Source organism: Thalassovita sp. (assembly GCF_965218685.1).
In the GTDB taxonomy this organism is placed as follows: Bacteria; Pseudomonadota; Alphaproteobacteria; order Rhodobacterales; family Rhodobacteraceae; genus Thalassobius.
Map to the genome: position 1 here is coordinate 1,034,925 of NZ_OZ244657.1, position 13,978 is coordinate 1,048,902.

At 60.2% G+C, this 13,978-nt stretch carries 10 protein-coding genes and 1 tRNA gene; 8 read left to right on the top strand and 3 right to left on the bottom strand.

What is annotated here, in order from left to right; genetic code table 11:
* The first annotated feature begins 38 nt into the window (after positions 1 to 38).
* The 8 genes from dnaA (at position 39) to gyrB (ending at position 11,555) form a co-directional block, all read left to right on the top strand.
* Positions 39 to 1,415 carry a chromosomal replication initiator protein DnaA gene (gene dnaA, locus ACOQOQ_RS05325; RefSeq protein ID WP_420569097.1) on the top strand — a complete coding sequence of 459 codons (1,377 nt, stop codon included), beginning with the start codon at positions 39 to 41 and terminating at the stop codon, positions 1,413 to 1,415.
* Between the two features lie 156 nt (positions 1,416 to 1,571).
* A complete protein-coding gene (dnaN, locus tag ACOQOQ_RS05330; protein WP_420569098.1) occupies positions 1,572 to 2,690 on the top strand; it encodes a DNA polymerase III subunit beta in 1,119 nt (372 codons plus the stop codon).
* Between the two features lie 18 nt (positions 2,691 to 2,708).
* Positions 2,709 to 3,812, top strand: coding sequence for a DNA replication/repair protein RecF (gene recF, locus ACOQOQ_RS05335; protein WP_420569099.1), 1,104 nt, complete (start codon positions 2,709 to 2,711; stop codon positions 3,810 to 3,812).
* Between the two features lie 69 nt (positions 3,813 to 3,881).
* On the top strand, positions 3,882 to 5,441 hold the full coding sequence (locus ACOQOQ_RS05340; RefSeq protein WP_420569100.1) for a class I adenylate-forming enzyme family protein: 1,560 nt from the start codon (positions 3,882 to 3,884) through the stop codon (positions 5,439 to 5,441).
* Between the two features lie 49 nt (positions 5,442 to 5,490).
* Positions 5,491 to 6,339, top strand: a complete 849-nt coding sequence (locus ACOQOQ_RS05345) for an NAD-dependent epimerase/dehydratase family protein (RefSeq protein ID WP_420569101.1) — start codon at positions 5,491 to 5,493, stop codon at positions 6,337 to 6,339.
* Entirely contained in the window at positions 6,336 to 6,947 is a 612-nt protein-coding gene (locus ACOQOQ_RS05350) for a sugar transferase (RefSeq protein ID WP_420569102.1), read from the top strand. Before ACOQOQ_RS05345 ends, ACOQOQ_RS05350 begins: the two co-directional genes overlap by 4 nt.
* A gap of 169 nt (positions 6,948 to 7,116) precedes the next feature.
* On the top strand, positions 7,117 to 9,027 hold the full coding sequence (locus tag ACOQOQ_RS05355; RefSeq protein WP_420569103.1) for a polysaccharide biosynthesis protein: 1,911 nt from the start codon (positions 7,117 to 7,119) through the stop codon (positions 9,025 to 9,027).
* A gap of 110 nt (positions 9,028 to 9,137) precedes the next feature.
* Positions 9,138 to 11,555, top strand: a complete 2,418-nt coding sequence (gene gyrB, locus ACOQOQ_RS05360; RefSeq protein WP_420569104.1) for a DNA topoisomerase (ATP-hydrolyzing) subunit B — start codon at positions 9,138 to 9,140, stop codon at positions 11,553 to 11,555.
* A gap of 98 nt (positions 11,556 to 11,653) precedes the next feature.
* On the opposite strand, the gene ACOQOQ_RS05365 is transcribed toward gyrB, so the two are convergent.
* From ACOQOQ_RS05365 to leuB, 3 genes are all read right to left on the bottom strand, one after another.
* Positions 11,654 to 11,730: transfer RNA gene (locus ACOQOQ_RS05365), tRNA-Pro, on the bottom strand.
* A gap of 48 nt (positions 11,731 to 11,778) precedes the next feature.
* Positions 11,779 to 12,726, bottom strand: a complete 948-nt coding sequence (locus ACOQOQ_RS05370; protein ID WP_420569105.1) for a DMT family transporter — start codon at positions 12,724 to 12,726, stop codon at positions 11,779 to 11,781.
* Between the two features lie 107 nt (positions 12,727 to 12,833).
* Positions 12,834 to 13,940, bottom strand: coding sequence for a 3-isopropylmalate dehydrogenase (gene leuB, locus ACOQOQ_RS05375; protein ID WP_420569106.1), 1,107 nt, complete (start codon positions 13,938 to 13,940; stop codon positions 12,834 to 12,836).
* Positions 13,941 to 13,978 lie beyond the last annotated feature (38 nt).

Below are 13,978 nucleotides of genomic sequence, written 5' to 3' on the forward strand. Positions count from 1 at the left end.
GCAATGTTTGGGACGAACACAGGCTGGACTGGATAAAAATGACGCAAGTGCAATGGGGTCAGTTGAAACAAACTCTGCTCGAGACCGTGGGGCAGAACAATTTCAAGAACTGGATCGAACCGCTGGAACTGGACAAAGTCGCCGAGGGTGTGGCGACGTTCTCGGCACCGACCAGCTTTCTGGGGAATTACGTCTCGCAGAACTTTGGTGAGCTGATCCTGCATCATATGACCATGGCCGGAGAGTCCGTGCGCCGTTTGGATTTCCGCGTGACCAGCGTTCCGACCCGCTCGGCCAGCGCGGTTACAGAACCGACCGCTGTTCAGGCCCAGGCCCCGGTCGCAGCCGTGCCTGCCCGTCCCGCTGACGAGCAACTGCCCAACGCGCCTCTGGATGCACGCTTCACCTTTGACACATTCGTTGTCGGCAAACCCAACGAGCTGGCCCATGCCGCAGCCCGTCGCGTCGCCGAAGGCGGGCCGGTCACCTTCAACCCGCTGTTCCTTTATGGTGGCGTCGGTTTGGGTAAGACCCACCTGATGCATGCCATCGCCTGGGAGCTGCAATCCCAGCGCCCTGATCTGAACGTCGTCTATCTGTCCGCCGAACAATTCATGTACCGGTTCGTGCAGGCCCTGCGGGACCGCAAGATGATGGACTTCAAACAGCTGTTCCGCTCGGTCGACGTGCTGATGGTTGACGATGTGCAGTTCATCGCTGGCAAGGACTCGACCCAAGAAGAATTCTTTCATACTTTCAACGCCTTGGTGGATCAGAACAAGCAGATCATCATCTCGGCCGACCGCGCCCCGGGTGAGATCAAGGACATGGAAGAGCGGATCAAAAGCCGCCTTCAGTGTGGCCTGGTCGTTGACCTGCATCCCACGGATTACGAACTGCGTCTGGGGATCTTGCAGTCCAAGGTCGAACAGTACCGCCTGCAATATCCCGATCTGGAAATCGAGGCCGGCGTTCTGGAATTTCTGGCCCACCGGATCAGCACCAACGTCCGCGTTTTGGAAGGTGCCCTGACCCGTCTGTTCGCCTTTGCCTCGTTGGTTGGTCGCCCGATCACCATGGCGCTGACGCAGGATTGCTTGGCCGACGTGCTGCGGGCCTCGGAACGTAAGATCACCGTCGAGGAAATCCAGCGCAAAGTGTCCGAGCACTACAACATTCGTCTATCCGACATGATCGGCCCGAAACGCGTGCGAACCTATGCGCGCCCACGTCAGGTGGCGATGTATCTGTGCAAACAGCTGACTTCGCGATCCTTGCCGGAAATTGGGCGTCGTTTTGGCGGGCGGGATCACACCACCGTCATGCACGGGGTCAAGCGGATCGAGGAACTGCGCGCCAAGGACGGCCAGATCGCCGAAGATTTGGAACTTCTGCGCCGCGCGTTAGAGGCATAAGCCCATATTCCGGGCCGTTCACAGCGTGGGCGGCCCATCGGCCCCTTGACGGGCCCGCGAAACCAGCGGACAAAGCAAGAAAGAGCTTGAGCCGCTTGGGGAAATTGGTACCTTGCCCCTCCCGGCATCTGGCCGCCAGACGATAGGAGCAAGGGTATGAAATTCAGCATTGAACGCGCGGTTCTTCTGAAGGCTGTCAGCCAGGCGCAATCGGTTGTCGAGCGTCGCAACACCATTCCGATCCTTGCCAACGTCCTTATCGAGGCCGAAGGCGATGCGGTTCAGTTCCGGGCCACCGACCTGGATATCGAGGTTGTCGACAAAGCTGCGGCCATGGTTGAAAAAGCCGGTGCCACCACCGTGTCCGCCGTGACTCTGCACGAGATTGTCCGCAAGCTGCCCGACGGCGCCTTGGTCACCCTGTCAGATGACGGCGTCGCTGGCCGACTGAACGTCGAAGCAGGCCGTTCGCATTTCAATCTGGCGACCCTGCCCAAAGAAGATTTCCCGGTCATGGCGAGCTCGGAGTACGCGTCGAATTTCAGCGCGCCCGCGCCGGTGCTGCGTCGCTTGTTCGATAAGTCGAAATTCGCCATTTCTACCGAAGAGACCCGGTATTACCTGAACGGCGTCTACCTGCATGTCGCTGATTCCGACGGCGGTAAGGTTTTGCGCGCTGTGGCCACAGATGGTCACCGTCTGGCCCGGATTGATGCGGACCTGCCCGCTGGTGCGGACGGTATGCCAGGCGTGATCGTGCCACGCAAAACCGTGGGTGAACTGCGTAAGCTGCTGGACGATGACGATATGGAGATTGCGGTCTCTGTCAGCGAAACCAAGATTCGCTTTGCCACGCCCGACATCACGCTGACCTCGAAGGTCATTGATGGTACCTTCCCCGATTACACCCGCGTCATCCCCGTTGGGAACACCCGCAAGATGGAGGTCGATGCCGCTGAATTTGCCTCGGCCGTGGATCGTGTGGCCACCGTCAGCTCAGAACGGTCGCGCGCGGTGAAAATGTCGCTGCAAGAGGACAAGCTGGTCCTGTCCGTCAATGCCCCCGACAGCGGTGCCGCCGAAGAAGAGCTGGCCGTAGCGTATAACGACGAACGACTGGAGATCGGCTTTAACGCGAAATACCTGCTGGAGATCGCCAGCCAGGTCGATCGCGAAAACGCCGTTTTCATGTTCAATTCGGCCGGTGATCCGACCCTGATGCGCGAAGGCAATGACACCAGCGCCGTCTATGTCGTGATGCCGATGCGCGTATAATTCGCGGTGGGCCGGAACGTGTCTGGCCTCTTTCTGTCCGAACTGACTCTGTCGCATTTTCGTTCTCATAAAGGGGGGCGGATTGAATGTGATGGCCGCCCGGTGGCAATTTACGGTCCAAACGGCGCCGGAAAAACCAATATACTCGAGGCTGTTAGCCTGTTTTCCCCCGGCCGCGGGCTGCGACGGTCCTCGGCCGAGGACATGACCCGCCGTCCCGAGGCTTTGGGCTGGAAAGTCACCGGTATCCTGCAAAGTTTGCAGCAGGTCCACGAAATCGAGATCTGGTCCGACAAGGGCGCCGCGCGGCAGCTGCGGATTGACGGAAAGGCCGCCACGCAAAACGCATTGGGGACCATTTCCCGCGTTTTGTGGCTGGTGCCCTCGATGGACCGGTTGTGGATCGAAGGTGCCGAGGGGCGCCGGCGGTTTCTGGACCGCATGACCCTGTCTTTCTTTCCACAGCATGCCGAGCTGTCGTTGGATTATGAAAAGGCCATGCGGGAACGAAACAGGTTGCTAAAGGATCAGGTGCGCGACGCGCATTGGTACGCGGCGCTTGAACAACAGATGGCCCGGACCGGTGCGGGCATTCACTCCAACCGCGTGGCCACGCTAACCCGCCTGCAAGAGGCCCAGGCCCAAGCCGAAACGGCCTTTCCTGTTGCGGAACTGGAGCTGACCCAGACCGAGGGCGAGATGCCAGAAACCGAAGCGGACCTGAACGAGGCTTTGGCCGAAAGCCGGTTCCGGGACATGGCCGCCGGACGCAGCCTTGTTGGCCCGCATCGCGCTGATTTGCAGGGGACTTTTGCGGCCAAAGGGGTGCCTGCCAAGGACTGTTCGACCGGTGAGCAGAAGGCCCTTTTGGTGTCCCTAATTCTGGCGAATGCACGGGCGCTGACGCAGGATTTTGGGGCCGCGCCGATGCTGCTTTTGGACGAGGTCTCGGCTCATCTGGATGCGGGGCGCCGGTCGGCTTTGTATGACGAAATCTGCGCCTTGAACGCCCAGGCGTGGATGACCGGCACCGGACCAGAGCTGTTTCAGGATCTAAGTGCACGGGCCCAGTATCTTGAGGTCACCGAGACAGCCGGGATTTCTGCTATTGTGACGCAATGAAATCGCATAGCAAAACTTGATCCCGCATAGCGGACCGGCAATAGTCCTCTCAAGCGAGGGAGGACGCAATTGGAACCGATCAAACCCCCAACCCCCGAGGATCCGCCGACGCAAACCGTTGTCGATATGATCCGCGATGCGGCCCGGAAAAATCCGCAGGCAGAGGCGATCGTGCACGAGGACACGCGCCTGACCTGGGCGCAACTGGACAAGCGAATAAACCGGGTGGCCAATGCCTTGATCGGGTTGGGTGTCGCTCGGACCGATCGCGTGGCGGTGCTGGCGCCGAACTCGGCCCGATATGCCGAGATTTTCCTTGGCGGCCTGCGCGCCGGGGCATGTCTGACACCTCTGTCGACGATGGCGTCGTCCGAGGCGCTGCAGAAGATGTTAGAGGACAGCGGAGCCAAGGTTCTGTTCCTGGCGCAGCAGTACAGGCCGCTGGTTGATGGATTTCTGGACCAGTTGAATGTGCAACGGGTTGCGACAGATTTCCAGGACCCGGCGTTTCTGGACTATGAAACGCTGCTTGACGATGCCCAAAGCGCCGATCCCATGGTTCAAATTGACTGGAGCGATCCGTTCAACCTGATCTATTCGTCCGGGACCACGGGGACGCCAAAGGGGATCGTGCACGACCACTGGATGCGCGCGGTGCATATGGAGCGCGCCGAGCCCAGCGGTTACTGTGACAATGCCCGCACGCTGCTGTCTACGCCTTTGTATTCAAACACAACTTTGGTCAGTTTCCTGCCAACGATGGTGGGGGGCTCGACCGCTGTGTTGATGTCCAAATTCGATGCTCGCGCCTATCTGGCGCTCGCGCAGAAAGAGCGGATCACACATACGATGCTGGTGCCTGTACAGTACAAGCGGATCATGGATGTGCCGGATTTCGATAGGTTTGACCTAAGCGCGATGCGGGTGAAGTTTTCGACCTCGGCGCCGCTGCGGGCGGATGTAAAGCAAGACGTTTTGGCACGGTTTCCGGGCAAACTGATCGAATACTACGGCCTGACCGAGGGCGGCGGTGTCACCGTTCTGGTGGCGGACGAGACGCCGGATAAGCTGCATACGGTTGGCCAGCCCTCGCCGGGAACAGAGATCCGCTTGATCGGCCCGGATGGACAAGAAGTGCCCCAAGGCGAGATTGGCGAGATCGCCGGCCGTTCGCCAGCTATGATGTCGGGCTATTTCGGCCGGGATGATTTGACCCGCGACTATATTTGGCGCGATGAAGACGGAACGGTGTTTTTCCGCTCGGGTGATATGGGGCATTTTGACGAAGATGGCTTTCTGGTGCTGTCGGACCGGAAAAAGGACATGATCATCTCGGGCGGGTTGAACATTTATGCCAATGATCTGGAGTTGATCCTGCTGGACGACCCAGACGTCACGGATGCGGCGGTGATAGGTATCCCATCCGAGGATTGGGGGGAAACGCCTTTGGGGCTGGTGGTGCTGCGGGATCAGGCCAATCGGTCCGAGCAGGACATCCTGACCGCCGCCAATGCTCGTCTGGGCAAAAGCCACCGTCTGAGCGGTGTGGAAACGCGTGACCGGCTGCCGCGCAGCTCGATCGGGAAAATCCTGAAACGAGACCTGCGCGCGCCCTATTGGGCAAAGTGACCTCTGTTCGGGCCGGGCGCCGGGTGCTAGGTCTGATCGCAGAGTGATCATGACGGGTACCGGCGTGCGGACAAAGCGAATTTTGGTTCTTGGGTCTACGGGCCGAGTGGGGCGCCTGTTGCGGCTGGCATGGGCGCAGCAGCCGCCTAAGGGGATCGAGATGATCCTGCAATCGCGCGATGCCTCAGGGGTGACCTGGCAGCCCGGCCAGCCCGTTCCTTTCGGTCCCGTGGACGCAGTGATCGCGCTGTGGGGCGTGACCCATGGCGATGCGCAGGCATTGGCAATGAACGCAAAGCTGGCAATCGAGGCGCAGCGGGTTGGCGCCCAATGCGGGGCCGCGCGGGTGCTGCATTGTTCCTCGGTCGCTGTGTACGCCCCCAAGGATAGCCTTTTGGCTGAGGCCGACCCGACCGCCCCGACCAACCTCTATGGCCTGGCGAAACTGGAGATGGAGCAAGCTTTGCAAATGGCGACAGGCCCGCAACACACCTGCTTGCGCATCGGCTCGGTCGCGGGGGCCGAAAGCCTGGCCGCCAGTATGCGGCGCAGTTGGGACGAGGCGGCGGAAACGCTGACCTTGGATCGGTTTGCCGATGGCAAGGGGCCCGCCCGCAGCTATATTGCCCCGACCGATCTGGCGCATGTCATGGTGACGTTGGCCTTGGCCGAAGAAGTGCCCCCCGTGGTGAATGTCGGCGCACCCCGGCCGATACGTATGGAAACGATCCTGCAAGCGGCCAGCCACTCGATGCAATGGCGTCAGGCTCCGACCGGGGCCCGGCAATTTGCGGCGATGGATTGTGGGCTGCTGGCCACGCTTGTTCCGCTACCGCCTCAGGCCTCGGATCCCACGCACATCGTGAACGATTGGCTCAGCCTGGAGGGCCGTGCATGACCCTGTCAAAGCGGATGTTCGATATACTCGCTGCGCTGGTGTTGCTGTCGATCTTGTGGCCGCTGGCAATGGGTCTGTCTCTGTGGATTTTGCTGCGCGAGGGTCGGCCCGTGCTCTATCTGTCCGAGCGGATGAAAACGCCAGATCAAGGTTTTCAGTTGTGGAAGTTCCGCACCATGACCGTGGCTGATCGCGACGAGGGCGTCTCGGGTGGGCACAAGGCCAGTCGGATCACCCCAACTGGGGCGTTTTTGCGCAAATACCGTTTGGATGAGATCCCACAGATTTGGAACGTTCTGCGCGGAGACATAAGCTTTGTCGGACCGCGCCCGCCGCTGCGCCGCTATGTTGACCAGTTCCCCGAGCTATACGGCCGGGTGCTGCGCTCGCGTCCCGGTATCACCGGTATGGCGACGCTGGTTTACCATCGCCACGAAGAAAAATTGCTGGCCGAATGCAGCGATGCGAAGCAAACCGAGGACGTCTATCGCCGCCGCTGCGTGCCTCAGAAGGCGCGTCTGGATCTGATTTATCAAAACCGTCGGACCTTATGTCTGGATGCGCTGCTGATGCTGAAAACCGTGTTTCGCCGGATCAAGATTCACTAAGCGGCGCAAATCCGCCGGGCTCTGGATAGGACAGGCGAACTTGTCGCGGGTAAGGAAAGCCTCGCTTGTGGCTAAATCCCTTTTTTATCTATAGAATGGCCAAGTATTTTCCCGATGGTGCGTTGGTTTCCAAGCAATATTGGTTCGTTTTGAAGACGGGGTGAATTCGGTGCCAATTACGATCCGAAACCGCAAAGTCGATCTGTATGAGATCGCGACCTCTCTGACGTCCGGCCAGAAACGTGACCTGTTCGTCATCATCGATGCGGCGTTGATCGTTCTTAGCCTGGGCATCGCCTGCCTGCTGTTCGACGTAAAGTTTCAGGATTTCCATACGGTTAGGAATGGAATCTACATCTTCGGGTTTTTGACCGCCCTGGGAATGGCCCTGACGTTGCTGCTGGGGATTGCCAATATCCGCTTGAACGCCTTCGAGGCCGGAGGCATCAAACCCGCAACCATCCTGACATGCATTCTGGGCCTGGCGGGCGTGATTCTGAACATGGTTCTTGATTCGCCCTTCCCGACGGCGATGTTCCCTGTGTTCAGCATGGTGTATGTCATCGCCGTAGTAGCGACGCGTATGGTGATGCGCAGCATATTGATGGCGATTTATCGCCGAGCAAAGAACCGCACACGCGTGATCGTCTATGGAGCTGGTCAAACCGGTCAGCAGCTGGCCGCGGCGCTGCGCACCGACGATGCCGTCGTTCTGGTCGCCTTCATTGACGACAACCCCAGATTGCAAAGCCTGACTGTGTCGGGGGCGCCGGTCTATGCGCCCAGTCGCTTGAAAGAGTTGATCGCCGAGAAATCCGTGGATCGTGTGGTTCTGGCGATGCCGTCCGCGACGCCGGGGGTTCAGGCGCGGATCGCCCTGCGTCTGCGCCAGATGGGGTGCGAGGTACACTCGCTGCCCTCGTTCGCCGAATTGGTCAAACCTGGTGATCTGGGCAAGCGCAGCACCCCGGTCTCGGTCGAGGATCTGACAGGCCGAAACGGGCTGGATGCCGAGATGCCGGATGTCGCCCACAGCTATTTCCAGCGGCAGGTTTTGGTCACCGGTGCGGGGGGCTCGATCGGGTCCGAACTGTGCCGGCAGCTTGTCGCCTGTAAACCGCAGCGGTTGGTGCTGATGGACCACAGCGAACTGGCGCTCTACACCATCGAAAAAGAGCTTCAGGACCTGGACCTTGGCAACGAGGTCGAGGTGGTATCGGTGCTGGGTTCGGTCTGCGATCCGGTGCTGTGTAGCTCGGTGTTGGAAAAGTACGACATCGACGCGGTGCTTCATGCGGCTGCTTACAAGCACGTCCCCATGGTCGAGAAGAACGAGATCGCCGGCCTGCGGAACAACGTGCTGGGGACGAAAACCCTGGCTGACGCGGCGTATAAGGCGGGTGTCGGCCGGTTCATTCTGGTGTCCTCGGACAAGGCAGTGCGACCAACCAACGTGATGGGGGCCTCGAAGCGGCTGGCCGAACTGATCGTGCAGGATTTGGCCACGCGTTCAGACAGTACGCGGTTCTCGATGGTGCGGTTCGGCAACGTACTGGGCTCGTCCGGTTCGGTCATTCCCCTGTTCGAAGAGCAGATCGCCCGTGGGGGCCCCGTAACGCTGACCCACTCGGATGTTGCACGTTATTTCATGACGATCTCCGAGGCTGCGCGTCTGGTGCTGCTGGCTGGCTCCTTCGCACGCGGGGGCGACCTGTTTGTGCTGGACATGGGAGAGCTGGTCCCGATCCGCAAACTGGCCCGTCAGATGATCGAGGGCGCTGGCCTGACCGTGATGGACAAAGCAAACCCCGAGGGCGATATCGAAATCGTCGTCACCGGCCTGCGTCCCGGTGAAAAGCTGATCGAAGAGCTGCTGATCTCGCCTGATATGCTGACCACACCGCACCCGAAGATCCTGCGCGCGCAGGAAACTTATCTTTCCGAGCTTGAGATGGCCAACGCGCTGAAGGATCTGCGCGAGGCGATCGAAACCCTGGACGAAGTGGCCGCTCGTGCTGTGATTTCCCGTTGGGTGGAGAAAACCCGCGATCCTTCGCGCGAACCGCTACAGATCGGCTGACGCAACACCTGATTGAATGTGACGCTCTTGTTACGAAATCTGGGGGATGCGCGTGACAAGCACCCCAAGGTTTCGTATATATTTCTCAAAGAAACAAAAGGTGGGGCTCTATGTCCGGGACCGAGCAAACCGCGGAAGACTATGGCGCGGATTCCATTAAAGTTCTCAAGGGTTTGGAGGCCGTGCGTAAACGGCCCGGCATGTATATCGGGGATACCGATGACGGCTCGGGTCTGCATCACATGGTCTACGAGGTCGTGGATAACGGCATTGACGAGGCGTTGGCCGGTCATGCTGACTTTGTCCGCGTTGTAATCCACCCCGATTCCAGCATTTCCGTGCGCGACAACGGCCGTGGCATTCCCGTCGGAATGCACGAAGAAGAGGGCGTTTCCGCGGCCGAGGTCATCATGACCCAGCTGCACGCGGGCGGTAAGTTCGACAGCAACTCGTACAAAGTGTCAGGCGGTCTGCACGGCGTGGGCGTGTCCGTTGTGAACGCGCTGTCGGTCTGGTTGGAGCTGCGCGTCTGGCGCGACGGCAAAGAGCACTACGCCAAGTTCGAACATGGCGAGACCAGCGAACACCTGCGCGTGGTTGGGGATGCCAACGGCGAAAAGGGCACCGAGGTTCGGTTCCTGGCTTCGACCGACACGTTCTCGAATCTGGAATACTCGTTCGAGACTCTGGAAAAGCGCCTGCGAGAGCTGGCCTTCTTGAATTCGGGCGTACGTATCATCCTCGAAGATCTGCGCCCTGCAGAGCCTCTGAAATCCGAGCTGTTCTATGAAGGCGGCGTGAGGGAATTCGTCAAATACCTGGATCGGTCCAAGCATCCGCTGATGGAGACGCCGATCTTTGTGCGCGGCGAAAAGGATGACATCGGGGTCGAGATCGCGATGTGGTGGAACGACAGCTACCACGAAACAGTGCTGCCCTTTACCAACAACATTCCGCAGCGCGACGGCGGCACGCACCTTGCGGGCTTCCGTGGGGCGCTGACGCGTACACTGACCCGCTATGCCACTGAATCCGGGATCGCCAAGAAGGAAAAGGTGAACTTCACCGGCGACGACGCGCGCGAGGGCCTGACCTGCGTGCTGTCCGTGAAGGTGCCTGACCCGAAATTCAGCTCGCAGACAAAGGACAAGCTGGTCAGTTCCGAGGTCCGTCCGGCGGTCGAAAGCCTGGTCGGCGAAAAGCTGTCCGAGTGGTTCGAGGAGAACCCCAACGAGGCCAAGATGATCGTCGGCAAGATCGTCGAGGCCGCGCTGGCCCGCGAGGCTGCCCGCAAAGCCCGCGAACTGACCCGCCGCAAAACCGCGATGGATGTGAACTTCCTTGCCGGCAAGCTTAAGGACTGTTCGGAAAAAGACCCGTCCAAGACCGAAGTCTTCCTGGTCGAGGGTGACTCGGCCGGGGGCTCGGCCCAGACCGGTCGCGACCGTCAGACCCAAGCCATTCTGCCCCTGCGCGGGAAAATCCTGAACGTGGAACGCGCCCGGTTTGACCGGATGCTGTCCAGCCAGGAAATCGGCAACCTTGTGATGGCGCTTGGCACCGGCATTGGCCGGGACGAGTTCAATATCGACAAGCTGCGTTACCACAAGATCGTCATCATGACTGATGCGGACGTGGACGGCGCGCACATCCGTACCTTGCTGCTGACCTTCTTCTTCCGTCAGATGCCCGAACTGATCGAGGGCGGGTACCTCTATATCGCGCAGCCGCCTCTGTATAAGGTCGCGCGCGGCAAGTCCGAAGTGTACCTGAAGGATCAGGCCGCGCTGGACGATTACCTGATTGACCAGGGCACCGCAGACGCGGTTCTGCGCCTTGGCTCGGGGGCCGAGATGGCCGGCGCTGACCTGAAGCGTGTCGTTGATGAGGCACGGCAGCTGAAACGCGTGCTGGACGCGTTCCCCACGCATTATCCGCGCCACATCCTTGAACAAGCCGCCATCGCTGGCGCCTTTGTGCCCGGCGCTGTGGATGCCGATCTGCAGGGCGTTGCTGACAAGGTCGCTGCTCGTCTGGATCTGATTGCGCTGGAATACGAGCGTGGCTGGACCGGCCGGATCACTCAGGATCATGGCATCCGTCTGGCGCGTATCCTGCGCGGGGTCGAGGAAGTGCGCACGCTGGACGGGCCGATGCTCCGGTCGGGAGAAGCGCGTAAAACCGGCAGCTTCACGCAAAGCTTGCAAGAAGTGTACGACACCACGGCAACGCTGATGCGCAAAGACCGCTCTCAGCTGATCCAAGGCCCGCTGGACCTGTTGGACGCGATCCTGAAAGAGGGCGAAAAGGGCCTGACGTTGCAGCGTTACAAAGGTCTGGGCGAGATGAACCCCGATCAGCTGTGGGAAACCACGCTGGACCCCGAAGCGCGCACGCTGCTGCAGGTGCGCATCGACGATCTGGTCGAGGCGGATGACATCTTTACCAAGCTGATGGGCGACGTGGTCGAACCGCGCAGGGAATTCATCCAGCAGAACGCGCTGAGCGTCGAGAACCTGGATTTCTAAGCAAAAGGGCTGTCCCTTGGCCGTTCGAACGGTCCACTGGGCAGCCCTCTTCCGGCATGTCAGAAAACAACAAAGGCGCCCGTGGGCGCCTTGTTTATTGGTCGGAGTGAGAGGATTCGAACCTCCGGCCCCTGCCTCCCGAAGACAGTGCTCTACCAGGCTGAGCTACACTCCGACTGGCGCGCGTGGTACGCTGTTCCGGGCGCATTGGCAAGTACTTGCATCAAGATTTTCGCCGCAGGATCACGGAAATGCGGAATGCACCGGGCGAGAAGCCCCGGGTGCGGGTTCGCAGGACAGGCGTGGTGTTGGACTGACCGCCCAGGGCTTCGCGCAGGACGATATAAATGCCGCTGAGGATGACGATTGATGCGCCCAGAATCGTTGCGCCGTCGATCACCTCGTCGAACAGGACATAGCCAAAGATCGCGGCCCATATGATCTGGGAATATTGCATGGGGGCGACCATTGCAGCCTCGGCGCGGACGTAGGCGGCAACCAGGCAGAAGGCCGCAATAAAGCCCAAAACGGCGATCACAGCCATACCTGCCAGATCCGGCAGGGGCATGGGTTTGTAGGTGAAGGCCAGCATGGCGCCCATCATCACGAACGTGGCTGCCAACGGATAGAGCATCATGGCCACGCTGCGCTCTTGTGCGCCAATGCGGCGGGCAATGATTGACTGGATGGCGTTGAACAGAGCAGCCAGCAGCGCGGCCAGGTGGCCAAGGCCCATCGGTTCGGCCCCAGGGCGCAGAACGACGATGACCCCAACCAGACCGACAAGAACTGCAATCCCGCGGTGAAATCCCACTTTCTCACCCAGGATCGGTATGGCCATCAGGGTGATCAGCAAGGGGCTGGCGAACAGGATCGTGTAGGTCTGCGCCAAGGATAGCTCAGAAAAGGCATAGAAGGCACACAGGCTTACCAACGCCATCGAGACTGACCGCAATGCCATCCACCAAGGATAGACAGGGCGCAGGTGGCCAGGGGTCTTGTCGCTGATCAACATGATCGTCACCAGCGGAAAGGACATCAAAGAGGTGAAGAACAACAGCTGAATTGGCGAATAGGTTCCGCCCAGCACACGCACCACCACATCGTGGGTCGAAAAGATGGCAAAGGACAGCAGGGCCAGCAAGGCGCCTTGGGTGTTGGGCCCGAACATGTTGGCCTCCGGCTCGGAAGTTTACGTGAACGGTTTAGCAGATCGCCAAGGTTTCCAAACAAAAAAGCCCGGCCGAGGCCGGGCTTTCATGCAGCTTTGCATGTGTCTTACAGGCTGGCGTCCAGCGCGCCGATGATGGCGTCGCCCATTTCGCTGGTGCTGATCGGGGTGCCGCCTTCGGGGCCCAGCAGATCGCCGGTACGTGCGCCTTGGGCCAGAACGGTTTCGATTGCGGCTTCCAGGCGGTCGGCCTCAGCGCCTTGGTCATACGAATAGCGCAGCGCCATCGCGAAGGACAGGATGCAAGCGATCGGGTTCGCCTTGCCCTGACCCGCAATATCGGGGGCCGAGCCGTGGACGGGTTCGTACATCGCCTTGGGGCGACCGTTGGCCATGGGTGCACCCAAGGACGCCGAGGGCAGCATGCCCAACGAACCGGTCAGCATCGCCGCCGCGTCCGAAAGCAGGTCGCCGAACAGGTTGTCGGTTACGATCACGTCAAACTGTTTGGGCCAGCGGCACAGCTGCATGGCACCGGCGTCTGCGTACATGTGCGACAGTTCTACGTCGCTGTACTCGGCCTGGTGGATCTCGGTGACAACGTCGCGCCACAGGATGCCGCTTTCCATCACGTTGGCCTTCTCCATCGAGCAGACCTTGTTTCCACGCTTGCGGGCCAGTTCGAACGCGCTGCGTGCGACGCGAGCGATTTCGCTTTCGGTGTAGCGCTGGGTGTTGATGCCCACACGCTCGTTGCCTTCTTCGAAGATGCCGCGCGGCTCGCCGAAATAGATGCCCGAGGTCAGCTCGCGCACGATCATGATGTCCAGACCGGCGACAACGTCCTTCTTCAGCGACGAGAAATCGGCCAGCGCGTCAAAGCACTGCGCCGGGCGCAGGTTCGAGAACAGGTCCATTTCCTTGCGCAGGCGCAGCAGGCCGCGCTCGGGCTTTACGCTGAAGTTTAGGTTGTCGTATTTCGGGCCACCCACGGCGCCCAGCAGGACGGCGTCTACCGACTGCGCCAGTTCCATGGTTTCGTCGGTCAGCGGGGTGCCATGCGCGTCATAGCTGGCGCCCCCGACCAGACCCTCTTGGACGTCGATGGTCAGGTCGCGCTTGGCGCCGAACCAGTCGATTACCTTGCGAACCTCGGCCATGACTTCGGGGCCGATGCCGTCACCCGGCAGAATAAGAAGCGAGGGGTTGGTCATTGTTGCTGTCCTTCGTAGAAATCCGTTGGACTTCGCCT